General features: G+C 71.1%; 19 protein-coding genes. 8 read left to right on the top strand and 11 right to left on the bottom strand.

Annotated features, from left to right (window positions below; all coding sequences use genetic code 11):
* Nucleotides 1-40: 40 nt before the first annotated feature.
* The 5 genes from ACFWU9_RS28545 (at nt 41) to ACFWU9_RS28525 (ending at nt 4,785) form a co-directional block, all read left to right on the top strand.
* The gene (locus tag ACFWU9_RS28545) at nt 41-946 is read left to right on the top strand and encodes a metal-dependent hydrolase (protein WP_384323399.1); all 906 of its coding nucleotides are present in this window, start codon (nt 41-43) and stop codon (nt 944-946) included.
* 24 nt (nt 947-970) lie between these two features.
* Nucleotides 971-1,942, top strand: a complete 972-nt coding sequence (locus ACFWU9_RS28540; protein ID WP_384323397.1) for a MerR family transcriptional regulator — start codon at nt 971-973, stop codon at nt 1,940-1,942.
* A gap of 251 nt (nt 1,943-2,193) precedes the next feature.
* Nucleotides 2,194-2,769, top strand: a complete 576-nt coding sequence (locus tag ACFWU9_RS28535) for an RNA 2'-phosphotransferase (RefSeq protein WP_384323396.1) — start codon at nt 2,194-2,196, stop codon at nt 2,767-2,769.
* Nucleotides 2,770-2,824: 55 nt separating this feature from the next.
* Nucleotides 2,825-3,730 carry an LLM class flavin-dependent oxidoreductase gene (locus ACFWU9_RS28530; protein ID WP_384323394.1) on the top strand — a complete coding sequence of 302 codons (906 nt, stop codon included), beginning with the start codon at nt 2,825-2,827 and terminating at the stop codon, nt 3,728-3,730.
* Between the two features lie 179 nt (nt 3,731-3,909).
* The gene (locus ACFWU9_RS28525) at nt 3,910-4,785 is read left to right on the top strand and encodes a Cof-type HAD-IIB family hydrolase (RefSeq protein WP_384323392.1); all 876 of its coding nucleotides are present in this window, start codon (nt 3,910-3,912) and stop codon (nt 4,783-4,785) included.
* A gap of 34 nt (nt 4,786-4,819) precedes the next feature.
* Here the strand turns inward: ACFWU9_RS28525 and ACFWU9_RS28520 are convergent, their stop codons facing one another.
* From ACFWU9_RS28520 to hisC, 6 genes are all read right to left on the bottom strand, one after another.
* On the bottom strand, nt 4,820-5,788 hold the full coding sequence (locus tag ACFWU9_RS28520; protein ID WP_384323390.1) for an XRE family transcriptional regulator: 969 nt from the start codon (nt 5,786-5,788) through the stop codon (nt 4,820-4,822).
* Nucleotides 5,789-6,211: 423 nt separating this feature from the next.
* Entirely contained in the window at nt 6,212-7,924 is a 1,713-nt protein-coding gene (locus tag ACFWU9_RS28515; protein ID WP_384323437.1) for a GAF domain-containing protein, read from the bottom strand.
* Between the two features lie 226 nt (nt 7,925-8,150).
* The gene (gene cydD, locus ACFWU9_RS28510) at nt 8,151-11,933 is read right to left on the bottom strand and encodes a thiol reductant ABC exporter subunit CydD (RefSeq protein ID WP_384323388.1); all 3,783 of its coding nucleotides are present in this window, start codon (nt 11,931-11,933) and stop codon (nt 8,151-8,153) included.
* Nucleotides 11,934-11,973: 40 nt separating this feature from the next.
* Complete coding sequence (cydB, locus tag ACFWU9_RS28505) at nt 11,974-12,975, bottom strand: cytochrome d ubiquinol oxidase subunit II (protein ID WP_384323386.1); 1,002 nt, start codon at nt 12,973-12,975, stop codon at nt 11,974-11,976.
* 16 nt (nt 12,976-12,991) lie between these two features.
* Nucleotides 12,992-14,521, bottom strand: coding sequence for a cytochrome ubiquinol oxidase subunit I (locus ACFWU9_RS28500; RefSeq protein WP_384323384.1), 1,530 nt, complete (start codon nt 14,519-14,521; stop codon nt 12,992-12,994).
* Nucleotides 14,522-14,780: 259 nt separating this feature from the next.
* Nucleotides 14,781-15,869 carry a histidinol-phosphate transaminase gene (gene hisC / locus ACFWU9_RS28495; protein ID WP_384323382.1) on the bottom strand — a complete coding sequence of 363 codons (1,089 nt, stop codon included), beginning with the start codon at nt 15,867-15,869 and terminating at the stop codon, nt 14,781-14,783.
* Between the two features lie 479 nt (nt 15,870-16,348).
* Between hisC and ACFWU9_RS28490 the strand changes: the two genes are divergently transcribed.
* From ACFWU9_RS28490 to ACFWU9_RS28480, 3 genes are all read left to right on the top strand, one after another.
* On the top strand, nt 16,349-17,461 hold the full coding sequence (locus ACFWU9_RS28490; protein WP_164251772.1) for a LacI family DNA-binding transcriptional regulator: 1,113 nt from the start codon (nt 16,349-16,351) through the stop codon (nt 17,459-17,461).
* 669 nt (nt 17,462-18,130) lie between these two features.
* Nucleotides 18,131-19,231, top strand: a complete 1,101-nt coding sequence (locus tag ACFWU9_RS28485) for a metallophosphoesterase (RefSeq protein ID WP_384323435.1) — start codon at nt 18,131-18,133, stop codon at nt 19,229-19,231.
* 147 nt (nt 19,232-19,378) lie between these two features.
* On the top strand, nt 19,379-20,197 hold the full coding sequence (locus ACFWU9_RS28480) for a hypothetical protein (RefSeq protein ID WP_384323380.1): 819 nt from the start codon (nt 19,379-19,381) through the stop codon (nt 20,195-20,197).
* Nucleotides 20,198-20,285: 88 nt separating this feature from the next.
* Here the strand turns inward: ACFWU9_RS28480 and ACFWU9_RS28475 are convergent, their stop codons facing one another.
* The 5 genes from ACFWU9_RS28475 to ACFWU9_RS28455 all read right to left on the bottom strand — a co-directional run bounded on the left by ACFWU9_RS28475 (nt 20,286) and on the right by ACFWU9_RS28455 (nt 24,790).
* Nucleotides 20,286-20,957 (bottom strand): response regulator, encoded by a 672-nt coding sequence (locus tag ACFWU9_RS28475; RefSeq protein ID WP_384323378.1) that lies wholly within the window; start codon nt 20,955-20,957, stop codon nt 20,286-20,288.
* A complete protein-coding gene (locus ACFWU9_RS28470) occupies nt 20,950-21,954 on the bottom strand; it encodes a sensor histidine kinase (RefSeq protein WP_384323376.1) in 1,005 nt (334 codons plus the stop codon). Before ACFWU9_RS28470 ends, ACFWU9_RS28475 begins: the two co-directional genes overlap by 8 nt.
* A gap of 254 nt (nt 21,955-22,208) precedes the next feature.
* Nucleotides 22,209-22,766 (bottom strand): hypothetical protein, encoded by a 558-nt coding sequence (locus ACFWU9_RS28465; RefSeq protein WP_384323375.1) that lies wholly within the window; start codon nt 22,764-22,766, stop codon nt 22,209-22,211.
* Between the two features lie 30 nt (nt 22,767-22,796).
* Nucleotides 22,797-24,506, bottom strand: coding sequence for a fatty acyl-AMP ligase (locus ACFWU9_RS28460; protein ID WP_384323373.1), 1,710 nt, complete (start codon nt 24,504-24,506; stop codon nt 22,797-22,799).
* Nucleotides 24,482-24,790, bottom strand: a complete 309-nt coding sequence (locus ACFWU9_RS28455) for an acyl carrier protein (protein ID WP_384323371.1) — start codon at nt 24,788-24,790, stop codon at nt 24,482-24,484. Before ACFWU9_RS28455 ends, ACFWU9_RS28460 begins: the two co-directional genes overlap by 25 nt.
* Nucleotide 24,791 lies beyond the last annotated feature (1 nt).

Here is a 24,791-nt window from a genome sequence, read left to right as displayed (position 1 = left end):
CGGAGAGGAAGCGAACGCGCCGGGCTCTGAAGGGGGTTCCGTGCCGGACGAGGGGTATGTGATCGCTCCTCGCCGGGTGTCGTTCGACTGGCGCGGCACACCACTGCACTGGATACCGGACGAACCCACCGCCACGCACGTCATCAACGTGCTGCATCTGCTGCTCCCCGCGGGCGAGCGCTGGTTCGTCAAGGTCTTCAAGGAAGCCCTGCCGCTCGTCAGAGACCCGGTGTTGCTGGCGGACGTGAAGGGGTTCATGGGGCAGGAGGCGACGCACAGCGTGCAGCACGGGTATGTGCTGAACCACCTGGCCGACCAGCGCCTGGACACCGAGCCGTACACCCGGCACGTCGACTATCTCTTCGAGATACTCCTCGGCGAGAAGCCGCCGTTCGGGCCGCCCTGGCCACCGGGGAGCTGGCTGCGCTTCCGGCTGGGGATCGTCGCCGCGATCGAGCAGTTCACGGCCGTCCTGGGGGACTGGGTGCTGCGCGCGGAGGCACTGGACCGCGCGGGCGCGGACGAGGTCATGCTCGACCTGCTGCGCTGGCACGGCGCCGAGGAGGTCGAACACCGGTCGGTGGCCTTCGACATGTACCAGCACTGCGGCGGTCCCGATCCGGTGCGCTACGCCCGCCGCGTGGAGACGATGCTCGTCGCGGCGCCGGTGATGCTCTGGTTCTGGGCGCGCGGGACGGCGTATCTGATCCGGCACGACCCGCGGCTCGCCGGCCGGCTGCGCTACTCGCTGCGCGAGCACAACCGCGCCGTCGCCAAGGGCCTGTTGCCGACCTGGGGTGAGCTCGGCGCGGCGGTGCCCCGGTACTTCCGGCGGTCGTACCATCCCTCGCGGGAAGGCTCGCTCCGCAGGGCCGTCGACTATCTCGCGATCTCGCCCGCGGCCCGCGCCGCTGCCGGAGCGGTCGGCCGGGCGGCGCTGGGATGACGCAGTGACCTGGTGCGGGGAGGAGTGAGCGTGTCGGAGAGCTCGGAGACATCGCGGCCACCGGCCGGCGGCGGCCGGTACCGGATCGAGGACCTGGCGCACGCGAGCGGCGCCAGCGTACGGACCATCCGCGCCTACCAGGACCGGGGGCTGCTGCCCGCGACGGAGCGGCGGGGCCGCGCCAATGTGTACGGGGACCCGCATCTGACCCGGCTTCGCCAGATCGCGGATCTCCTGGACCGGGGCTACACGCTGGCGTCCATCAAGGAGCTGCTGGAAGCATGGGACACCGGGCGGGGGCTCGGCGGGGTGCTGGGCCTGGTCGCCGAGGTGCACGGGCCCTGGACGGAGGAGCGGGCCGCCCGGATCAGCCGGGCGGAGCTGGACGAGCGGTTCGGCGGTTCCGGGGACGAGGCGGCGCTCGCGGAGGCGGTGGAACTGGGGGTGCTGGAGCGGATTCCCGGGCGGGACGACGAGTTCCTCGTACCGAGCCCTCAAGAGCTCGCCGTGGCAGCCGAGTTGTACGCGGCCGGGGTGCCGCTGCCCGCGATCTCCGGCCAGCTGCGGGAACTTCGCGGACAGGTCGAGCACATCGCCGCGCGCTTCCTGGAGTTCACCACCGAGCACGTCTTCGCGCGCTGTCCGGGCCATCACCCGCCGACGGACGCGGACGCGGCGGAGGCGGCGTCGCTCGTACGGCGCCTGCGTCCGCTGGCGGCGCAGACCGTCGACGCCGAACTGGCGCGCGCCATGCGGCTGTCGGCGACGCGGCGGCTGCGGGAGCACCTGTTGCCCGCAGACCCGGAGCCGACGGGGGCCGAGACCCGTTCTGTGGCACTTCCGGCGGGGACGATCGACGCGGTGCGGCGGCTGGTTGGGGAGGAGAGCGTGCCGGAGTTCGTCGCGGCGGCCACGGAACGGGAGGTCCGGGCACGGACGTTGGACTCCCTCACCACAACCCACAGACAGAACACCCAACTTGATCAAATGGAGTAATCCGGGCCCTGGTTGTCCACAGATTCATCAAATGGCCTGTGGATAACCCGAGTTGACTGTGGATCAAACATTTCAGTGGTGATCGTTTTTGGATCGGATCGAAGCGCGCCGGACCAGGACCGGAGCTGGACCGGACCAGGACCGGAGCTGGCGCGAAGCGGGCCGGGAGCGAATTCGGAGCGACTCGGAGCCGGTCCCGGCCCGGACCAAATGGGTGGCGCCCGTCCGACGGCACCGGGCACGCTGTGCGAATGACCCGAACACAGACAGCGGGCGCGGGAACGCCCGACGAACGACGCACCGTGAAGGTGTCGAAGTACCTCTCGAAGCATCTGCGCCATCAGCCCGAGCGGATCGGTCTCACCCTCGACCCGAACGGCTGGGTGGAGGTCGACGCCCTCCTCCGCGCCACGGCCGACCACCGCTTCCCCATCACCCGCGCCGAGCTGGACCATGTCGTGGCCGTCAACGACAAGCGGCGCTTCACGATCGAAGGCACCAGGATCCGCGCCAACCAGGGCCACACCGTCGAGGTCGACCTGGACCTGCCACCGGCCGAGCCGCCCGCGTACCTCTACCACGGCACGGTCGCCCGCAGCCTCGACGCGATCCGCGCCGAGGGTCTGCGCCCGATGAACCGCCACCATGTCCATCTCTCGCCCGACCGCGAAACGGCGACCCGCGTCGGCGCCCGCCGCGGGCGCCCGGTCGTCCTGCCGGTGGACGCGGCGGCGATGCACCGCGACGGCCATGTCTTCCGGGTGAGCGCCAACGGAGTCTGGCTGGCCGACGCCGTACCCCCGCGGTACCTCCGCTTCAGCGCCTGAGCCGGACGAGGAAGCGGCCGGGGAGCGGCCGGGGAGCCGGACGTAGGCTCAGGGCATGAGTCTGCGTCTGAGCACCGTGATCCTGCCCGTCGACCGCTGGCACGGGGAGGGCCGCGCGAAGTGGCGGCGTGCCGAGGAGCTCGGTTTCCACGCCGCGTACACGTATGACCATCTGTCCTGGCGGACCTTCCGGGACGGTCCCTGGTTCGGTGCGCTGCCCACGCTCACCGCCGCCGCGGCCGTCACCGAGCGGGTGCGGCTGGGGACCCTCGTCACCTCGCCCAACTTCCGGCATCCGGTGACCCTCGCCAAGGAGCTGATCTCCCTGGACGACGTCTCCGACGGCCGGATCACCCTGGGGATCGGCGCAGGCGGCAGCGGGTTCGACGCCACGGCCCTGGGCCAGGAGGCATGGAGCCCACGGGAGCGGGCCGACCGGTTCGGTGAGTTCCTGGCTCTTCTCGACCAGTTGCTGACCGAAGACACGGTCACTCGGCAGGGCACCCACTACTCGGCCGTCGAAGCCCGCACCATCCCCGGCTGTGTCCAGCGCCCCCGGCTGCCCTTCGCGGTCGCCGCGACCGGCCCGCGCGGACTGAGGCTCGCCGCCGAGTACGGCCAGGCGTGGGTGACCACCGGTGACCCGGGTCTGTACGAGGAGGGCACCCCGGCCCAGTCGGTGGAGGCCATCCGCGGCCAGATCGAGCGGCTCGGCACCGCGTGCGCGGGGGCCGGGCGGGATGTCGGGGAGCTGGACAAGATCCTCCTCACCGGCTTCACGCCGGACCGCACCGGTCCGTTGGAGTCCCTGGACCGGTTCGTCGACTTCGCCGGCCGGCACCAGGACCTCGGCTTCACGGAGCTGGTCGTGCACTGGCCGATCCCCGATTCGGACTTCGCCGCCGACCAGGCCGTCTTCGAGAAGATCGCCACCGAGGCTCCGGCCCAGCTCGGCGCCTGACCGCCCGCCGCGGAGCACGAGAGCCCTGCGGTGCCCCGGCTCCCCCGAGGCCCTGCTCCCCGACGCCTGGGCGGCTCCTCGACGCGCCCGGGCACAGGGACACCGGGATGCCCCCAGGGGGGTTCTCAGATGTGCGCCCCTCCGCACTCCCGTGCACGCCTGTACGAGAGGATGGAGGGGTGACCTCAGCAACCGAGTCCTCGCTCCCCGCCCGCCCACGGCTGATCGCCACCGATCTTGACGGAACGTTGCTGCACGACGACAAGACCGTCTCCGAACGCACCGTCGCCGCACTCGCCGCCGCCGAGGCGGCCGGGATCGAGGTCTTCTTCGTCACCGGGCGGCCGGCCCGGTGGATGGGGGTCGTCAGCGACCATGTGCACCGCCACGGCCTGGCCATCTGCGCCAACGGCGCCGTCGTCGTCGATCTGCGCGGCGGAGGAGAGCTGGTCAAGGTCCGCGACCTGGACCGGTCCGCCGCGCTCGACGTCGTACGGGCACTGCGCGACGCGGCGCCCGGCGCCGTCTTCGCCGTCGAGACGACGGAGAGCTTCGACTACGAGCCCGAGTACCCGCCCTTCATCGACGACCCGGGCGCGCACGTGGCCCCCGCCGAGAAGCTGCTTCAGCCGGCGGAGAACGGGGGCGGCGATCCGGTGGTGAAGCTGCTGGCGCAGCATCCGACGCTCACGCCGGACGGTTTCCTCACGCTGGCCCGTACCGCCGCCGGGCATCTGGCCTCCTTCACACGCTCCAGCCCCACCGCGCTGCTCGAAGTCAGCGGCCTCGGTGTCAGCAAGGCGAGCACGCTCGCGCTCTGCTGCGCCGAGCGCGGCATCTCGTCCGACGAGGTCGTCGCCTTCGGGGACATGCCGAACGACGTGGAGATGCTGGCGTGGGCCGGTACGTCGTACGCGATGGGCAACGCGCATCCCGATGTGATCGCGGCGGCGTCGGGGCGCACCGTGGCGAACAACGAGGACGGTGTCGCCGTCATCATCGAGCAGCTGGTCGCGCGCGCACGCGCGCAGAACCCGGACGGCGCCGGTAGCTGACGCCGCCCCGGTCGCGGCCGGAGCGGGTTCGGGATCAGGCCGGGCCGACCAGGAACTGCTGGTCGGCCTGCTCGCCGCACTCCTGCTGGATCGCCTCGGTGCCCGGACCGGTCTCCCCGTTCGCGATGCCGACGCAGAGGTCGCTGTCCGCCAGCCGGAGCCGGTAACCGTCCGGCAAGGGCGCCTCGGCGCGCTCGATATGGAACCGGGTCGCTTCCGCGCAGTTGTCCCTGGGCTCGAACATGCCCTGGACGGGACCGCTGGCCAGGGCCGTCAGACAGCCCTTGCCGAACTCGGGGTGGTGCCACTGGATGCGATACAGCCCGTCGTCGGTCCGCTCCAGATAGGTGCGGGGATGCTTCACCTTGTCGCACGGGTTCTGGACGGCCACGGCGGATTCGTAACTGCCGTCGCGCGCACGGCCTTCGGTGAGGCAGAGGTCGGGGGTGGCCACCGGCCGGATACGTGACCAGCCTTCGGCGGGGCCCTGGGCGGCGGAGGAAGAACCGGAGCCGTTGAGGACGTACGCCAAGGTGCCGGCGGCGACCAGGAGGACCAGCCCGCCGACGGCGGCCACCGTCCAGGGCCGGCGCAGTCGCCGACCTCGGGCGCCCCCGCGGTCCGTGGAACCGGATTCCGGCGCGGCCGGTCCCGCCGGTCCCACCGGTCCGGCAGATTCGGCAGATCCGGCAGGTCCCACCGGCGCGGTCGACACACCCGGTCCCGTCGCACCCGTCGGACTGGAACCATTCATTCCGGTGGGAGCTGTCGTGGTCGGCGGCGGCGCGGCGGCGGCGATCCGGTCCCTGGCCGCCAGCCAGGCGTCCACCCGGTCGTACTCCCCACAAGCGCGGACGAACGCGGTCAGCACCTCCGGCCGCGGAAGGGACCCCCGGCGCAGGACATCCGCCAACGTGCTCCGGGGCAGCACCTCGCCGTGCTGTGCCGCGCTCTCCTCCAACTGCCGGTAGGTAAGGCCCGACCGCTCTTTCAGCTGCCGCATCAGAACGGTGAACTCAGCGGCGTTCCGCGCGTCTTGAGGTGCTGTCTCCCCCTGCGTCCCCATGCCGCACATCCTCCTGGCGTGCTTCGCGGGCGGCAACAGCTGTTTCGGTCCGTTCCTGATCTTTCCCGACCCGATCTCGCCGATCCGGAGACGATTCGGACAGAATCCGGACAGAGCTTCTGACCAGCCCGGACAGGCTCAGCCCTGTCCGGGACGCCCCGGCCCTGTTGCGGTCGGCCTTCGGCGTCGGAAGACTCATCGGTGCCGGGGCGAGGGATCCGCGACACGGGGACTGGTCGGATCGGGGGCCGTCAGCCCGTCACCAGGGGGGATCTGGCGACGTTCGCGATTCAGCGCCCCGGCAACCAGCTCATGTCCGAGGGAGGGCAAGGCGCGCGCCGTCGGGAGCGCGAGGGGTGCCTAGAGCGGGGCCTGCCAGATCACCGTCGTACCGGCGCCGCCCTCGCCGAGGCCCGGCCCGACCTCGCTCGACCCGCCCAATGACTCGGCGCGCCGCCGCAGATTCCGCAAGCCACTGCGTCTGCCGCCTTCCGGGATGCCCACACCGTCGTCGGCGACCGAGAGCCGTACGGCGGGTGTGCCGTCGGGCAGTCGGGCGTTCGCGTCGACCGTGACATGGATACGCGCCGCGCGCGCGTGCCGGAAGGTGTTGGACAGCGCCTCGCGGAGGGCGGCGATGAGGTTCTTGCCGGTGAGTTCGCCGACGGCCGAGTCGACCGCGCCGGCGAATCGGTGGGTGGGCTTGAAGCCGAGCGGCACGGCCGCCATGTTGATCTCGCGCAGTACGCGGGTGCGCAGCCCGGACGGCGCCTCGGCCGGGCCCTGTTGCAGGGCGAAGATGGCCGTACGGATCTCCTGGATGGTGATGTCCAGTTCGTCGACCGCCCGGCCCACACCGGAGCGCACCTCGGGCACATCCGACTGCCGTTGCGCGGTCTCCAGCATCATCCCGGCGGCGAACAGGCGCTGGATGACCAGGTCGTGGAGGTCGCGGGCGATCCGGTCGCGGTCCTCGAAGACCGCGAGCCGCTCCCGGTCGCGCTGCGCCTCGGCCATCATCAGCGCGAGAGCGGCCTGCGAGGCGAACTGCGTCGCCAGGGTGCGCTCCGCCTCGGTGTAGGGGCGGGCGCCGATCTCGCGGGGTGTGACGAGTACGCCGAGAACCCGGCCGTCGCTGTGCAGGGGCAGCAGCATCGCCGGGCCGAAGCGGGAGGACAGCGGGGAGATCAGGCGCGGGTCGGTGCGGGGATCCACCACGTATACGGCCTCGCCGGCGAGGAGTTGGGCCACGACGGGGCTCCTCCCCGGAATCCGGGCGCCGATGAAATCGTCCGGGTCGTCGGCCGAGACGGCGACGACCTCCAGTCCCCCCTCGGGCGTGGGCAGCAGGACGAAGCCGGCGGCCGACTCGGCGAGCCTGCGGGCCTGTTCGGCTACGACGGTGAGGGCGTGGCGGGCGTGCTCGGAGTAGTCGGGGTGCTCGGAGCGGTCGGAGCCGCCTGTGCGGTCGGGCTGCTCGGTGCGGTCGGTGTACTCGGAGCGGTCGGTGTACTCGCCGCCGTCCACGGGCTCGGCGGCCTTTCCCGACAGGAGCGCTGTCGTGACGGCGACCGAACCGTCGATCCAGCGTTCGCGCTGCCGGGCCGCCTCGTACAGCCGGGCGTTGCCGATGGCGAGCCCCGCCTCGGTCGCGAGCACCCGCATCATGTGCTGGTCGTGTTCGGTGAATTCGGCGCCGTGGCGCTTCTCGGCGACATAGAGATTCCCGAGGATCTCGCCCTGGACGCGGATCGGAACACCGAGGAACGTCCGCATCGGCGGATGGTGCGGCGGAAATCCGACCGCGCGCGGATCGGTGGTGAGGTCGGCGAGCCGGATCGGTTCGGGGCGGCGGATCAGCTCGCCGAGCAGACCGCTGCGGCCGTCGGGGAGGCGGCCGATCCGCTCCGCGACCTCGGCGTCGACGCCGTAGGTGAGGAAGTCGGTGAGCGGGCCGCCCGCCTCGTCGACGACGCCGAGTGCCGCGTAGCGGGCGCCCAGGAGGCGGGCCGCCGTCTCGCAGATCCGGTCCAGGGTGGAGTGGAGTTCGAGGCCGGTGCCGACGGAGCGCATGGCTTCGAGCAGCTGCGGGACACGGGCGGTGAGCTCGGTGGATCTGCTCTGGAGCCGGCGCTCGATGTCGGCGTCGCGAGGAGGAGTCCCGTCGTCGGGACCGTCCTGTGGAGAACCCTCTGGGGAGCCCTGAGGAGAGCCCTCGGAGGAGTCCGGAGGGAAGTCCTGGGAGGAATCCTGGGGGGAATCCCGAGGTTCGGGTTCGGGCGCCTTCACACCCTTGACACTAGTGAGCCCCTTTCGTAGGGGAAAGTCGGGAAACAGAGCCGACCAGCCCCACCTGCCCCCGCTCACGCTCCCGCATCGCCCGCAGCGGTCCCTCCACCGCGACCAGCTCGGCGTACGGCCCCCGCTGCACCACCCGCCCCTCGTCGAGCACGATCACCTCGTCGACCGCGTCGAGCCCCTCCAGGCGATGGGTGATGAGCAGCGTCGTACGCCCTTCGGTCACCGCCAGCAGGTCCGCGGTCAGCGCGTCGGCCGTGGGCAGGTCGAGGTGTTCGGCGGGCTCGTCCAGTACGAGGACGGGGAAGTCGGCCAGGAGCGCGCGGGCCAGTGCCAGGCGTTGGCGCTGGCCCCCGGAGAGCCGGGCGCCGTGCTCACCGACATGGGTGTCCAGCCCGGCGGGCAGCCCGTCGACCCACTCCAGCAGACGGGCGCGGCGCAGGGCGTCGCGGAGGTCGTCCTCGGTCGCGTCCTTGCGGGCGAGGGCGAGGTTCTCGCGTACGGAACTGTCGAAGAGGTGCGCGTCCTGCGCGCACAGCCCCACGAAACGCCGCACCGTGTCCCCGTCCAGCGCCGCCGTGTCCGTCCCGCCCAGCCGTACGCCGCCCTCGTGCGGGTCCAGGAAGCGCAGCAGGACCTGGGCGAGAGTCGTCTTGCCGGACCCGGACGGCCCCACGACCGCGACCCGTTTCCCGGCGGTCAGCGTCAGATCGACGCCGCTCAGCGCGGACCGCTCCTGTCCCGCGTACCGGGCGGACAGCCCCCGTACCTCCAGCGGGAACGGCGTCGCGGGCGCGGCGGCCGGGTGCTCGGGCTCGCGTACGGGGACGGGCGCGTCCAGCACCTCGTGCACCCGCTCGGCGCCGCGCGCGGCCCGCTGCCGGTACTGGACCGCGAGCGGCAGTCCGGCGACCGCCTCGAACGCGGCGAGCGGGGTCAGTACGACAACGGCCAGCGCCACACCCTGGAGCCGCCCGTCGTGCACGGCGCCCACACCGGCGTACGCGGCGGCCGTCACGGTCAGCCCGCAGATCAGCGCGGACAGACCGCCGCCGAGCGCGGTGGCGGTCGCACCGCGCGAGGCGATGGCCGTGAGTGTGGCGTCGGCGTCGCGGGCGGCGGCGATACGGCTCCGGAGGGCGCCGGCGACGGTCAGTTCGGCGCAGCCGTCGAGGAGTTCGGCGACGCGCGCCGCCAGCAGGCCGCGCGCGGGGGCGAGCCGCCGCTCGGCGCCGCGCGCGCGGGCGCCGCTCAGCAGCGGCACGCCGACGCCGGCGGCGAGCAGTCCGACGGCCAGCACCGCGCCCGCCTCGGGCAGCAGCCAGCCGGTGAATCCGACGGCGCCCGCGCCGACGAGCAGGGCGGAGCCGACCGGCAGCAGCCAGCGGAGCCAGTAGTCCTGGAGCGCGTCGACGTCGGCGACGAGCCGGGAGAGCAGATCGCCGCGCCGGGTCTCGCGCAGGCCCGCGGGGGCGAGCCGTTCGAGCCGGCGGTAGACGGAGACCCGGAGGTCGGCGAGCATCCGCAGTACGGCGTCGTGCGACACGAGCCGCTCGGCGTAGCGGAAGACGGCCCGCCCGATCCCGAAGGCGCGGGTGGCGGTCACGGCGACCATCAGATGGAGAACGGGCGGCTGCTCGGACGCGCGCGAGATGAGCCACCCGGACACGGCCATCAGCCCGACGGCGGACCCGAGCGCCAGGCTCCCCAGCACCAGGGCCAGGACGAAGCGCCCGCGCAGGGCACCGACGGCGGCGCGCGTACGGGCGAGGGGGCGGGCCCCGGCGCCCCCGCCGCGGCCGGCTCCCCGACCCGGCGGCCGGGTGGGGGCATCAGCCCCCACGGCATCCCCCGCCGAGTCACCGTCCGCCGTGCCGAACCCCGCGCCGATCCCCCTCCCGGGCCCGGTACCGGGCGCACCCGCCACCGCCGCGGATCCGCCCGTACCGAGCGGCTCGCTCAGCACCCCGTCGGGACCCACGGCTGCCGCCACCCCCACCGGGCCCGCACCGGGCGGCCGAGTGCCGACGGTCGCCGCACCGAGCCGCCCGTCGGGCGCCACGCGAGATCCGCCCGGTGCCCCGCGCCCTCCTCCCAGCTCGATCACCCGGTCCGCCAGCGGAAGCAGCGCGGGGCGGTGGATCACCAGCACCACCGTGCGGCCCACCGCCAGCCGGCGGACGGCGTCCACGATGCCCGCCTCCGTCTCCCCGTCCAGCGCCGCCGTCGGCTCGTCGAGCAGGAGCAGCGGCCGGTCGGCGAGGAAGGCGCGGGCCAGGGCGAGCCGCTGGCGCTGCCCGGCCGACAGACCCGTGCCGCCCTCACCCAGAGGGGTGTCCACACCCTGGGGGAGCGCGGCCACGAAGTCGTACGCCCCCGCGTCCCGCAGCGCGTTCCGTACGGCGGCCTCGTCGGCGTCCGGGCGGGCCAGGCGTACGTTCTCGGCGATCGTCCCCGCGAAGAGGTACGGGTGCTGCGGCACCCAGGCGATCCGCTCGCGCCAGCGGTCGGGATCGAGGGACGACAGATCACGCCCGCCCACCCGTACCCGGCCCTCCGTCGGCGCGGTGAAACCGAGCAGCACGTTGAGCAGCGTCGTCTTGCCCGCCCCGCTCGGGCCGACCAGCGCGACCGTCTCCCCCGGTTCGACCACCAGCGTGGCGGCGTCCAACGAGGGCGCCGTACGGCCCTCGTGGCGCACGGTCACCCCCTCCAGCTCCAGCCGGAGCGACCCCGGCACAACCGTGCCGCCACCCGGCACGTCCAGTCCACCGCCCGGCACAACCGCGCCACCATCCGGCACGTCCGCGCCGCCGCCCGGACCCGGAGGCGCCGTCTCCAGCACCGCGAAGATCTCCTCCGCCGCTGCCAGCCCCTCGGCCGCCGCGTGGTACTGCGCGCCCACCTGCCGCAGCGGCAGATACGCCTCCGGCGCCAGGATCAGCACCACCAGGCCCGTGTAGAGATCCAGATCCCCGTGGACCAGCCGCATTCCGATGCCCACCGCCACCAGCGCCACTGACAGGGTCGACAGCAGCTCCAGCGCGAAGGACGACAGGAAGGCGATGCGCAGCGTACGAAGGGTGGCGCGCCGGTACTCGGAGGTGATCTCCCGCACCGACTCCGCCTGGGCCTTCGCCCGCCCGAAGACCTTCAGCGTCGGCAGCCCGGCGACCACGTCCAGGAAGTGGCCCGACAGCCGCGACAGCAACTGCCACTGCCGGTCCATCCGGGACCGCGTGGCCCAGCCGATGAGCACCATGAAGAGCGGAATCAGCGGCAGCGTCAGCACGATGACGCCCGCCGACACCCAGTCGTCGGTGACGATCCGCGCCAGTACGGCCACCGGCACCACCACCGCGAGCCCGAGCTGCGGCAGATAGCGCGCGAAGTAGTCGTCGAGCGCGTCCACGCCACGGGTCGCCAGCGCGACGAGCGAGCCGGTGCGCTGACCGCTCAGCCAGCCGGGCCCCAGCTCGGCGGCTCTCTCCAGCAGCCGCCCCCGCAGCTCGGACTTGACCGCCGCGCTCGCCCGGTGGGCGGCGAGTTCCGTGAGCCAGGCGACCAGCCCGCGTCCGACGGCGATCGCGCCGAGCAGAAGAAGCGGTGTACGCAGCCCGGAGACATCGAGGCCGTCCTCGAACGCCCCCACCACCACCTCGGCGATGACCATCGCCTGGGCCACGACCAGCCCCGCACCGGCCAGTCCCAGGACCACCACCGCCACCAGGAAGCGCCGGGTGGCCCGCGCGTACCGCAGCAGACGCGGATCGATTGGTTTCACGTGAAACACCCACCCACCAGTTCGAGAGCCATCGGAGCCCCTAGTGCGCGTCCGCTATGTGCTGTGTACCGATGCGCTTGCGGAAGACCCAGTACGTCCAGCCCTGGTAGAGCAGCACCAACGGCGTCGCGATGCCCGCGCACCAGGTCATGATCCTCAGCGTGTACGGCGTCGACGACGCGTTCGTCACCGTCAGACTCCACTCCGCGTCGAGCGAGGACGGCATGACGTTCGGGAAGAGCGTCAGGAAGAGCATCGCGACGGTGGCCACGATCGTCAGACCCGAGAGCGCGAACGACCACCCCTCACGCCCCGCCCTGATCGCCACCACGGCGCCGGCCAGCGCCACCACGGCCACGACCATCGCGGCCAGGCTCCCGCCGTCACCGCTGTCGAGCTGGGTCCGGCCCAGGAACGCCAGCGCCAGCGCGGCGGTGAGCAGCCCCAGCGTGAACGCGAGCTTCCGCGCCCGCACCCGGATGTCCCCCACCGTCTTGAGCGCCGCGAACACCGCGCCGTGGAAGGTGAAGAGGGTCAGCGTCACGAGCCCGCCGAGGAGCGCGTACGGATTGAGGAGATCGGCCAGGGTGCCCACGTACTCCATGTCCGCGTCGATCTTCACGCCGCGCACGATGTTCCCGAAGGCCACGCCCCAGAGCACCGCGGGCAGCAGCGAGGTCCAGAAGATCGCGTGCTCCCAGTTGCGCTGCCAGCGCTCCTCGGGCCGTTTGGCGCGGTACTCGAAGGCGACACCGCGCACGATGAGACAGACCAGGATGACCAGCAGCGGCAGATAGAAGCCGGAGAAGAGGGTGGCGTACCACTCGGGGAACGCCGCGAAGGTCGCGCCGCCCGCCGACAGCAGCCACACCTCGTTGCCGTCCCAGACGGGCCCGATGGTGTTGATGAGCACCCTGCGTTCCTTGCGGTCCCGCGCGAGCAGCTTCGTCAGGACGCCGATCCCGAAGTCGAAGCCCTCGAGGAAGAAGTAGCCGGTCCACAGGACGGCGATCGTTACGAACCAGACGTCGTGGAGTTCCATGATTCGGTTCAACTCCTCAGTACGAGAAGGCCATCGGGCGGTCGGCGTCCTTCGAGTCGTGGCCGCCGATCTTCGTGGGTGGGTTGAGGTCGTCGTCCGTGAGCTCCGGCGGTCCCGCCTTGACGTACTTCACGAGCAGCCTGACCTCGATCACGGCGAGCACCGCGTAGAGGAGGGTGAAGACGATCATCGAGGTGAGGACCTCGGCCTGCGAGGTGCCGGGGGAGACGGCGTCGGCGGTGCGCAGCACGCCGTAGACCACCCAGGGCTGCCGGCCGGTCTCGGTGAAGATCCAGCCCCAGGAGTTGGCGATCAGCGGGAAGAGCATCGTCCACAGGGCGACCAGCCAGTACATATGGGCGAACCGTGGGCTCAGCGCCTTGGCGCGGAAGAGCACCAGACGCGGCACCTCGTCCTCGGCCGTCCGCAGCGCCTCCGGCAGCAGGAACCTCCGCCGGGTCAGCCAGAGCCCCAGGAGGCCGATGCCCAGCGACGCCATGCCGAAGCCGATCATCCAGCGGAAGCCCCAGTACGCGACGGGGATGTTGGGCCGGTAGTCGCCGGGCCCGAACTTCTCCTGCTCGGCCTTCTGTACGTCGTTGATGCCGGGGACGAAGGACTCGAAGTCGCTGTGGGCCAGGAAGGACAGCACGCCGGGGACCTCGACGGCGACCTTGTTGTGGCCCTTGTCCACGTCCCCGTAGGCGAAGAGCGAGAACGGCGCGGGCGCCTCGCCGTCCCAGAGGGCCTCGGCCGCGGCCATCTTCATGGGCTGCTGCTCGTACATGATCTTGCCGAGCGTGTCGCCGCTGACGGCGGTGAGCAGGCCCGCCGTGACCAGGGTGACCAGTCCGAGCCGGAGCGAGGTCCGCATCACGGGGATGTGCTCCCGGTGCCCCTCGCGTCCCCGGCGCGCGAGGTGGAAGGCGGAGATACCGACCATGAAGGCGCCGCCGACCATGAAGGCCGCGGTCATGGTGTGGGCGAACTGGGCGAGCGCGGTGTTCTGCGTCAGTACGGCCCAGAAGTCGGTGAGCTCGGCCCGGCCGCGCTCCTCGTTCACGCGGTAGCCGACCGGGTGCTGCATCCAGGAGTTGGCGGCCAGGATGAAGTAGGCGGAGAGGATCGTGCCGATCGAGACCATCCACATGCAGGCGAGATGGATCTTCTTGGGCAGCTTGTCCCAGCCGAAGATCCACAGGCCGATGAAGGTGGACTCGAAGAAGAAGGCGATCAGCGCCTCGAAGGCGAGGGGGGCGCCGAAGACGTCGCCGACGAAGCGGGAGTAGTCCGACCAGTTCATACCGAACTGGAACTCCTGCACGATGCCGGTGACGACGCCCATGGCTATGTTGATCAGGAAGAGCTTGCCCCAGAACTTCGTCGCCCTGAGGTACTTCGGGTTCGACGTCCGCACCCACGCGGTCTCCAGACCGGCGGTCAGCGCGGCGAGCGAGATCGTGAGCGGGACGAAGAGGAAGTGGTAGACGGTGGTGATGCCGAACTGCCATCGCGCGAGAGTCTCGGGGGCCAGTGCGATGTCCACGTCGTCTCTCTCCTTCTCCTTACAGGCCCCTTGGCGGGGCGGCAGCTTGTCCTGAAGGTCCCGGTAGGAACCGGACGAACCAGGAAGCTTCGAGCGTGCTTGTGAACGCGTTCACATTCACAAGCAAAAGTATGGCGCACGGCCCGACCGGATCTTCAAGGGGGGGGTCCCCCTTCGAACATCCCGCCGTGACCGTGCGCCGTGGCGCCCCGCGCGGCCCCGCTCGGCCCCGCTCGGTCGGCCCTGCGGCCGGCCCCGCTCAGCCGGCCGAGGACTCGCCGCGGAACGACTCCGCCGTCCGCAGGAAGAGATCGTTCGCCTTGTACTCGCCGATCGTGACCCGTACGCCCTCGCCCGCGAACGGCCGGATCGTCACACCCGCGCGCTCGCACTCGGCCGCGAAGTCGGTCGTACGGTCCCCCAGCCCCAGCCAGACGAAGTTGGCGTGCGTCTCGGGCACCGTCCAGCCCTGGCCGCGCAGCGCCTCGTACACCCGGGCCCGCTCCAGGACCAGCTCCGCCACCCGCTCCAGCAGCTCGTCCTCGGCGCGCAGCGAGGCGACCGCCGCGTCCTGTGCGATCTGGCTCACACCGAAGGGCACCGCCGTCTTGCGCAGGGCGGCGGCCACCCGTTCGTGGGCGATGGCGAAACCGACCCGCAGCCCCGCCAGGCCGTACGCCTTGGAGAAGGTCCGCAGCACCGCCACGTTGGGCCGCTCACGGTAGATCTCGACGCCGTCGGGGACGTCCGTGTCGCGGATGAACTCGCGGTACGCCTCGTCCAGCACCACCAGGATGTCGGTCGGCACCCGGTCGAGGAACCGCTCCAGCTCGGCCCGGCGGACAACGGTGCCGGTGGGGTTGTTGGGGTTGCAGACGAAGATCATCCGGGTCCGGTCGGTGATCGCGTCCGCCATCGCGTCCAGGTCGTGCACCTGGTCCGCGTCCAGGGGCACCCTCACCGACGCCGCGCCCGAGATCTGCGTGATGATCGGATACGCCTCGAAGGAACGCCAGGCGTAGATCACCTCGTCGCCGGGGCCCGAGGTCGCCTGGAGCAGCTGCTGGGCGACCCCGACGGAGCCGGTGCCCGTCGCCACGTGCGAGGCCGGCACGTCGAAGCGGTCGGCCAGCTCGCCGATCAGCCCGGTGCACGCCATGTCGGGGTAGCGGTTGAACGCGCCGGCCGAGGCCAGCACGGACTCCATCACGCCCGGCAGCGGCGGGTAGGGGTTCTCGTTCGACGACAGTTTGTACGAGACGGGCTCGCCCACCGCCGCCGGCCTGCCCGGCTTGTACATCGGAATGCCGTCCAGCTCGGCGCGCAGCTTCGGGCTCGTGTCGCTCACCGCGGATCCTCCTCGGGCGCTCTGGGGGTCGGTACACATGCGGGGGTCACATGCGGGGGTCCGTACACATGATCGGCCACCTCATGCGGATGTACCAATACTGCTCACCTTAAGAGGATTGGCGGGTCCCGCGAATACCCGTCCCGGAACCGGGCCCCGGGCCGGAACGGCACGGGTCCGAAGGGCCCGCCGGGGCCCCGGAGACCGGGCCCCGACAGGGGGAGCGCTCCCGGACCTGGCGCGCGCCGGTGGCTCACTCCGTGGCGCGCGTCCCCCGTGGGGGTGAGTTGAGACCTCTTCGAAACATCGGACAGTCGCCAGGCCCATCCAGCTCCACACTTGACAGACCAGTACCGAATCGCTCAACGACCTTGATTTCCATGTCCCTTGAGCGTTGTTGATCATGCAGAAACGTGACTCTTGGGAGGTGAATATGCGACCGGCCTCACCACCTTGATGAGCCCTACTATCGGCTCGCCATGACACCAGCAGGGAAACACCAGGTGAGCCGGACGGACACATCCCGCCGGGGCAGCCGGCAAGGTCGGGCGGGCATCCGGGACGTGGCCGCCGCAGCCGGTGTCTCCATCACGACCGTCTCCGACGCGCTCAACGGCAAGGGGCGGTTACCCGACGCCACACGCCGACATGTCCGAGAAGTCGCCGAGCGGCTGGGCTACCGCCCGTCCGCAGCGGCCCGAACCCTCCGTACCGGCAAGTCAGGGCTGATCGGCCTGACCGTCACCACGTACGGGGATGAACCTTTCACCTTCACCGAATTCGCCTACTTCGCCGAGATGGCACGGGCCGCGACCTCCGCGGCGCTCGCCCGGGGCTACGCCCTCGTCATCCTCCCCGCCACCTCCCGGCACGACGTCTGGTCGAACGTCGCACTCGACGGCACCGTCGTCATCGACCCCTCCGACCACGACCCGGTCGTCACCGAGCTCGTCCGCCAGGGCCTGCCCGTCGTCTCCGACGGCCGCCCGGCCGGCACCCTCCCCGTCACCGCCTGGGTCGACAACGACCACGAGGCCGCCGTCCTCGATCTCCTCGACCATCTCGCCGCGGCCGGCGCCCGCCGGATCGGGCTCCTCACCGGGACCACCACCGACACCTACACCCGGCTCTCCACCACCGCGTATCTGCGCTGGTGCGAGCGTGTCGGACAGGACCCCGTCTACGAGTCCTACCCCGCGCACGACCCCTGCGCCGGGGCGGTCGCCGCCGACCGGCTGCTCGCCAGACCCGACCGGCCCGACGCGGTCTACGGGCTCTTCGATCCCAACGGCACCGATCTGCTGGCCGCCGCGCGGCGGTACGGCCTGCGGGTGCCCGAGGATCTGCTGCTGGTCTGCTGCAGCGAGTCCACCGTGTACGCGACCACCGAACCGCCCATCACGACGCTCTCGCTCAAACCGCGCCGTATCGGCACCGCCGTCGTACAGCTCCTCATCGACGCCATCGAGGGGATCGACACCGGGCGTCCCGTGGAGCAGGTGATACCCACGGAGCTGATCGTCCGGACCTCCTCCCAGCGGCGCCCGCCCCGTACCACGGTCAGCGCTCCGAGGTCTCCGGCCAGAGACTGAGGCGGACGGGGACACTCCGCGTCACACAATTCGGGCGATCCGCGTAAAACAGACGACGAAACGTGGGTGGAATCGGATTGACCACCCCTGGTGCGTCACACAGGGGTGGCTCCATTCCTATGATGGGCGCACGACACCGCGGACCTTCCCCTACCTCCGGTGGGGATGTCCCGCCCGAACAGGCGGACCCGAGAGGTGTACGGCGGCGCGACGGTGGTGGAGGGGTCGATGACTCAGGGGGCCGGGACCGGTCAGGGACCCGTGGTGCGCACGGCGACGCTGCGCGATTTCCGGGTGCCGCCGTACACGCAGGTTCCCGTGCAGCCGGGGCAGCCCGCGCCGCCCGAAGAGACGGCGCCGACCGGGGAGTCCGGTCCCTCCGACGAGACCGCGCCCCAGGTGGCGGCGGTCGCTTCCGCGCCGGCCGACGCGCCGGTGGCCGTGGCCCCCGCGCCCGCGTCCACGCCGGCCCCGGTCGCCGCGCCCGCGGTGACCCCCTCGTCGGGGGCCTTCGAGCCCGCACCGTCCGAGACGTCCGACGACCGGCCCGCCGCCACGCGGGCCGGCGTTCCGACGGGAATCGGCATCGCACCGCGTACGGATCCCCGGGGCGTCCCCTTCCCGACGCCCGAGGAGGCGGAGGCCGTCTCCGGGGCGACGCCGACGCCGGTGGCCACGAGCGTCCCTGACGCCCCGTCAGCTCCCGATCCACGCAGCCTCGTGGGCGCGCCTCCCGCCGTCCCCGGAGCGCCCCTGACGGCCGCCACACCGGCCGTGCCGGTCGCCGACGCCACCCCCACCGGCCACCCCGGCAACGCCATTCCCCTCGACGAGATGCCCGAGGGCTACACCCCCACCGAGCGCGACCTGCCGGTGATCAACCGCGGTGACACCGTGCGGGTGACCGTCGAGCCGGTCGAGAGCCCCGGCACGGCGGACGGCCTCGGCCCGCTCTTCGTCGTCGGCGACGTCCACGGCTATCTCGACGAGCTCGTCGCCGCCCTCGCCGGACAGGGCCTCATCGACGGCGACGGCGGCTGGGCCGCGGGCAACACCCGTCTCTGGTTCCTCGGCGACTTCACCGACCGGGGCCCCGACGGTGTCGGCGTCATCGACCTCGTCATGCGGCTCTCCGCCGAGGCCGCCGCCGCCGGCGGCTACTGCAAGGCCCTGATGGGCAATCACGAACTGCTCCTTCTCGGCGCCCGCCGCTTCGGCGACACCCCCGTCAACTCCGGGGCCGGCACCGCCACCTTCCAGGCCGCCTGGCTGCTGAACGGCGGCCAGAAGACGGACATGGAGCGCCTCCAGGACGTCCATCTCCAGTGGATGTCCCGGCTCGACGCCCTCGTCGAGGAGGACGGGCATCTGCTGATGCACTCCGACACGACCGCGTATCTCGACTACGGCGCGACCATCGAGGACGTCAACGACAACGTCCGCGCCATCCTCACGCGCAACGACGCGGACGAGTGCTGGGACATCTTCCGCAAACTCACCAAGCGCTTCGCGTTCCGCGACAACGGCGGCTCGGACGCCGCCAGGGAACTGATGGCCGCGTACGGCGGGCGGCGTATCGTCCACGGCCACAGCCCGATTCCCTATCTGCTGGGCGAAGTCGGCACCGAGGACGCCTCGGACGGCGAGGAGAACGCGGGACCCGTCGTCGACGGACCGCATGTGTACGCGGACGGGCTCGCCATCGCCATGGACGGCGGAGTGACCATGGCCGGAAAGCTTCTGGTCGTACAGCTCCCGTTGCATAACTGAACAGAGTGGGGGCAGGTGTTTTCGGTGAACCCCCTGTCACCCCGTGCCTTAATCGCTCTACCATCGGCTCATCCGTAGCAGGCTCTCCTCCGTTTTCGCCAATCGTCCGTTCTGTACGGACAATCCGGCCCTACGGAGCATCGGGGGATGCACATGAACAGCGCTCCGCATCTGCTGAACGAGGATCGCGCCGATTTCGAGCGGATTCTCGACGAGACGCTGCGCCACGCGCACGACCGTCCTGATCTGGCCGATGTCGGGCAGCGCCTCAACGCCGAACAACTGCGCACGTTGGCCCTCAACGCGACGTCTCTGATAACCGACGCGGCGGCGGTCGAGTACGAGCACTACGCGAAGGTCCGGGAGGAATTCCGCACCACGGCCGCCGCTCCGGTGGGCAGCTCCGTACTGAGCCCGGCCGTGCAGGGGACCGCCGAGACCGGCGCCGGCCTCGCCGCCGTCGTCGCCGTCCTGGTCCCGGTCCTCGCGGGCGCCGCGGCCGTGGTCTTCCTGCTCGTGGGGTACATCCTGCGCATGCTCAGCCCGGTCCCCGCCTTCTCCGACACGCTGCTGACCGTCGGCTGGTTCTTCGGCGCCGTCACGGCCGTCGGTCTGGCCGTCGCCGCGGCCGGGCTGCTGATCACCGCCCTGCGCAACGGCGCGACCCAGGTCTCGGCCGGCCAGGCGGAGGGCGCGTGGCCCGACGAGGTGTCGGAGGCCCGTGAGGCATGGCGCACGGCCGTACTGGAACGAGGCATTCTGCCGTTCCTGCGGGAAGCCCTGGCCGCGCCCGGCGTGGAGCCGGCGCCGAAGGTACGCCCGGCGCGGCATCTGCCGAAGATGGGCTACAGCCGCCCGGACTTCTCCAGCCCGGACGACGGCGCGACGACCGGCCAGCGCCCGACCTACTCCAGCCCGGACTTCTCCAGCCCCGACTTCGGCGGGCCCGAGCACCGGCCGGAGTGAGTCGGGCGCGGAGCGATCCACGCGTGAAACGAGCACGGAGCGAGCACGGAGCGAGCACGGAACAGGCCCGGAGCGAGTCCGGAACGAGTCACGGCTGCGGGTACGGCGCGATGATCCCGGCGTCCATCGCCCGGCGGATCGCGTCCACGCGCGACACCGCGCCGAGCTTCCGGTAGGCGTTCGTCAGATGCCGCTTGACGGTGGTCTCGGCCAGGAAGAGCGCCGCCGCGATCTCCGCGTTGCTGCGCGCCTGGGCGACGTAACTGAGCACCTCGACCTCGCGCGCGGACAGGAGCCGGTCCCCGGCCGGCCCGCCGAACTCCTTGATCATGTTCCGGGAGACCGAGAAGTGGATCCTCTCCGGCTCACGGATCACGGAGTGGATCGAGGTGACCAGCTCGCGGCTGGAGACCGACTTCAGCAGATAGGCGGTGGCGCCGTCGTCCAGGACGTCCCTGAGCAGGACAGGGTCGTCGTGCATGGTCAGCACGATGCAGCGGGTCTCGGGGCAGTGCCTGACGATCTCGCGTACGGTCGCGCGGATGCCCGGTCCCGGCATCTGTACGTCGAGCACGGCGATACCCGGCCGGTGGCTGCGCACCAGCTTGACGGCTTCGGTGCCGCTCGCACCCTGGGCGACGACTTCCAGCCAGTCCTCAAGGGAGAGCAGATCAGCCAGCAGCTCCCGGAAGAGGGTGTGGTCGTCCGCCACGACGACGCTGGTGACATCGGTCCTCGGAGGGCTCTGGGCGTCAGTCATGCCGACGCCAGTTGACCAGCGGAATCGAGACGTTGACCGTCGTCCCGCCGCCGACCGAACTGTGGATGCCGGCGTTCCCGCCGAGCAGTTCGGCCCGCTCGCGGATCGAGATCAGACCGCCCCGCCGGGTCTTGGCGGCGAGCGAGGCCACCTCGAAGCCCGCGCCGTCGTCGATGACGGAGGCCTGGACCAGCGTCTCCGTGATCCTGAGGGAGATCCACAGTTCGTCGGGGCCGGAGTGGCGCAGCGCGTTCCTGGCCGCCTCGCGAATGATGAAGTAGAGCTCCTCCGCCGCTGCCGCCGGTATGTCGTCGACATTTCCCGTGACGGTCAGCTCGGCCCGGACACGGTCCGGCACGGTGAATTCGAGGAATTTGGTGAGGGCCTGCTCAAGATTGGTGTCGGAGACCGATTCCCGCAACTCACCCGAGAGATCACCGATTTCCCGCAGCGCCACCTTGAGCGCCTCCTCGGCCGATTTCAGCTTCGACCGTACGACGGCGCTCTCGCTCTGGATCAGCGGTTCGCACAGCTCCAGTTCCAGCATGGCCACCAGGACTTCGTGCGCGACCCGGTCGTGCAGATCCCGGGCGAGCCTGCGGCGCTCGTCGATATGGGAACTGTGCAGTTTCTCGCGCAGGAATTTAATGTAGCCGACACAGCCGAGCGCGATCTGTGTCATCACCGCGTCGTTCAGTGTCAGCGCGGTGTCCAGGAACTCGTCCGCCGAGGGTGTGGCGGGCAGATACTCGTGTACGACGACGGGAAGCGCCATCTCGAAGAACAGCTCGGCGGCCCGGACCGTCTCGGTCGGATGGATACCGCGCGACGCCCTGGTCCTGCTGAATTCGGCGGCGGCCGTGAGGGATTCCTGGCTCGGCGCGGTCCTGCTGCCGAAACCGGTCCGCGCGCCTCGCGCTATGTCGTCCAGCAGTAAATGGACCTGATTGACGAGTAACGCGCTTATCTGAGGCTCTTCGAGCAACGGGCTGTCCATCGCCCGCAATTGCTGAAAGAATGGGTCAACAATCTTCGCGCGAACTTCGTTCGGCAGCCCGGAATTTCCGGCATGCCCTTTCGGATCGATCGCCACGGCAGCCCCCCGCCTGTATCCCGCAGCCTCCCACGTGATATTTAGGGAGTATACGTGGCCAAGCGGGGCTTTCAAGAAACAATATTCACCACAATTCTGCCAAACACCTACATTCCGTAGTAAAACTCTGCTATGAGTTCGGTCAAGCCTGCGTGAGCTCAGGATTCGTGCGGCAGCCCCACCTGGAGCCGGTAACCGCAGGAGCCGGTGTGGGCCATCTGGCAGAGCCCGACGTCCGGATCGATGTCGTCGGGCAGATCCATCGCCTTGAGCCAGCCGGTCAGCCGCTCGCCCGGACCGCAGTGGTAGACCTTGTCGATTCCCGCCTTCTTGACGCCCTTGTAGGCGAAGCACGTGATGACCTTGAGGTCGTGCGTGCCGCCGTCGAAGGACTCCTCGGCCTCGAACAGCGAGCCGAGATAGAGATCCACGGCCGCCCGGAACAGCCGGCGGTACTGCTCGACGGTCTCGACCTTCTCGATGCCGAGACCGCGCATCAGCCGGACCATCTCCTGGCGCCCGAACTCGCGTACGACGGCGATGTTCGCCTCGTTGGCGCCGTCGATGCCGCCCGACATCGCGGTCTGGTAGTACCAGAGGCCGTCGGTCGCCATCCACGAGCGGCGCAGCAGTTCCTCGCGCTGCGTCGCGGTGAGTTCGGGAGTGGGGTCCGCCGGGGGCGTGGTGCCGGTCGCCGGAGTGGGGTCCGCGCTCATGAGGTCAGTCACCTTCTCTTCGTCGGTCCGTCATACGGGGTCGGCGCCGGCCGCTGCCAGCACCTCTTCCACCCCGTGCCGTTGAAGCTTCCCGCTGGAGGTGCGCGGGAGTCGCCCCCTGCGTACGAGAACGATGTCCCGCGGCGTGAGGCCCAGAGAGTCGGACACGGCGAACCGCAGCCGGGCGATCAGCTCCTCGCGGGCCCCGGCCTCGGACTCCTTCGTCTCGGCGACGAGCACCAGCCCCTCGCCGTCGGGGAACGTCACCGCCGCTGCGAGGACGGCCTCGTTCGTGACCCCGTCGACCCGGCCCGCGACGGACTCGATGTCGCTCGCGTAGTAGTTCTGGCCGAAGACGATGATCACCTCCTTCCTCCGTCCCGCGATGAAGAGTTCGCCGTCCTGACGGAAGCCCAGATCGCCGGTGGAGACCCAGCCGCCGGGAAGGACGGTGGCCCGGGTCGCCGGCTCGTTGTCCTCGTAACCGCGCATCACCGAGGCGCCCCGGATCTGGATCTCGCCGACCAGTGAGGGGTCGGTCACCTCCGTACCGTCCTCGCCGACAAGCCTGACCTCGGTGTTCGCCACCGGGAAGCCGACCGAGACGATCTCCCGTCCCGCGTCGGCGCCCTCGCCACCGGCCGGGGCGGGGACCACCACGCCCCGGGAGAGCGGCTCGCGCCGCACCCATGTCGTACGCACCGCCCTGCCCGTCGGCGCGAACGTCACCGCGAGGCTGCCCTCCGCCAGGCCGTACACCGGCAGGAAGGCGTCGGGGCGGAACCCGGCGGGGGCGAAGTGCGCCGAGAACCGGCGCAGCGTGTCCGGATCGATCAGCTCCGCGCCATTGAGCGCGGAGCGCCAGCGCGACAGGTCGAGTTCGGGCACACGCGCGGCCGGGGTACGCCGCAGGGCGTACAAATAGCCGGAGTTGGGCGCGGTCGTCGCGGTCACCCCGTACCGGCTGATGATCCGCAGCCACCGCCCCGGGTCCCGGAGGAAGTCCTCGGGCGGCAGCAGATATGTCTCGGCGTCGTTCAGCGCCGGCGAGAGGAAGGCGCCGATCAGCCCCATGTCGTGGAAGAGCGGCAGCCAGTTGCAGCTCACATCGCTGTCGTCGATGCCGAGCCCCCCGGCAATCGCATCGACGTTCGCGAGGAGGTTGGCATGGGTCAGGACGACGCCCTTCGGCGACGCGCTGGTCCCGGAGGTGTACTGCACCAGCGCCGGATCGTCCGCCGCCACGTCCACGTACACCGGAGACGGCGCACGCGTCAGGGCGACGTCGAGGATCTTGAACTCGCCGTCGGCGCCGCCGAGCGTCGGCTCCAGCAGCCCGCCCAGCATCTTGTCCGAGAGCACGACCCGCACCTTGGACTGGCGCATCACCAGGGCGATCCGCCTCAGATGGATGTCGAGCGAGGCGAAGCGCACCGGCGGCGGTACCGGCACCGGCACCGCGCCGGCGGCGAGCACGCCGAAGAACGCCCTGGCGAAGTCGATCGAGGTGGGCAGCGCGATCGCGACCCGCTCCCCCCGTACGACCCCGCGTTCGAGCAGCCCGCAGGCGACCTCGCCGGCCTCGGTGTAGAGCCGGCCGAACGTGACGCGCTCGGCCTCCTCGTCCCCGCGGAACAGGCGCATACCGTGGCCCGATCCCCGGGCGGCGACGGCGGCGAGCGCGTCGACCAGGCTCCCGCCGCCCTCGCCGGTGATCACGCCGAGCTCTTCTGCCCGCACAGCTCCACCACCACGCCCTGGAACTCCCCGACCGTCTGGACCCGGAAGGTGACCTCGTCCTCTATCTCGATGTCGAAGGCCTTCTCGGTGTTGAGGACGATCTGCAGGACCCGCATGGAGTCGACGTTGGGCAGGGACCGGAAGTGCTGGTCGGGTGTCAGGCCCTCGGCCGGGGTGTCGAGTTCGGCGCCGATGATCTGGCGGATCTTCTCGTGGATGGCCTCGGTGGTGAGGTCCGTGGTGCCGGCCGCGGCCGTGGTGTCGGTGGTCTCGGTGGTGTCCATG

The sequence above is a fragment of the Streptomyces sp. NPDC058653 genome (genome assembly GCF_042716895.1).
Lineage (GTDB): Bacteria > Actinomycetota > Actinomycetes > Streptomycetales > Streptomycetaceae > Streptomyces.
Note: the sequence above shows the minus strand (reverse complement) of the source record. Positions and strands in the feature narration are given on the sequence as shown.

Coding starts and splice junctions, on each gene's coding strand:
- ACFWU9_RS28535 (WP_384323396.1), top strand. CDS start 2,194: ATGACCCGAACACAGACAGCGGGCGCGGGAACGCCCGACGAACGACGC.
- ACFWU9_RS28530 (WP_384323394.1), top strand. CDS start 2,825: ATGAGTCTGCGTCTGAGCACCGTGATCCTGCCCGTCGACCGCTGGCAC.
- ACFWU9_RS28520 (WP_384323390.1), bottom strand. CDS start 5,788: ATGCGGCAGCTGAAAGAGCGGTCGGGCCTTACCTACCGGCAGTTGGAG.
- ACFWU9_RS28515 (WP_384323437.1), bottom strand. CDS start 7,924: ATGCGCTCCGTCGGCACCGGCCTCGAACTCCACTCCACCCTGGACCGG.
- cydB (WP_384323386.1), bottom strand. CDS start 12,975: ATGGAACTCCACGACGTCTGGTTCGTAACGATCGCCGTCCTGTGGACC.
- ACFWU9_RS28490 (WP_164251772.1), top strand. CDS start 16,349: ATGACACCAGCAGGGAAACACCAGGTGAGCCGGACGGACACATCCCGC.
- ACFWU9_RS28480 (WP_384323380.1), top strand. CDS start 19,379: ATGCACATGAACAGCGCTCCGCATCTGCTGAACGAGGATCGCGCCGAT.
- ACFWU9_RS28475 (WP_384323378.1), bottom strand. CDS start 20,957: ATGACTGACGCCCAGAGCCCTCCGAGGACCGATGTCACCAGCGTCGTC.
- ACFWU9_RS28470 (WP_384323376.1), bottom strand. CDS start 21,954: ATGGACAGCCCGTTGCTCGAAGAGCCTCAGATAAGCGCGTTACTCGTC.
- ACFWU9_RS28465 (WP_384323375.1), bottom strand. CDS start 22,766: ATGAGCGCGGACCCCACTCCGGCGACCGGCACCACGCCCCCGGCGGAC.
- ACFWU9_RS28455 (WP_384323371.1), bottom strand. CDS start 24,790: ATGGACACCACCGAGACCACCGACACCACGGCCGCGGCCGGCACCACG.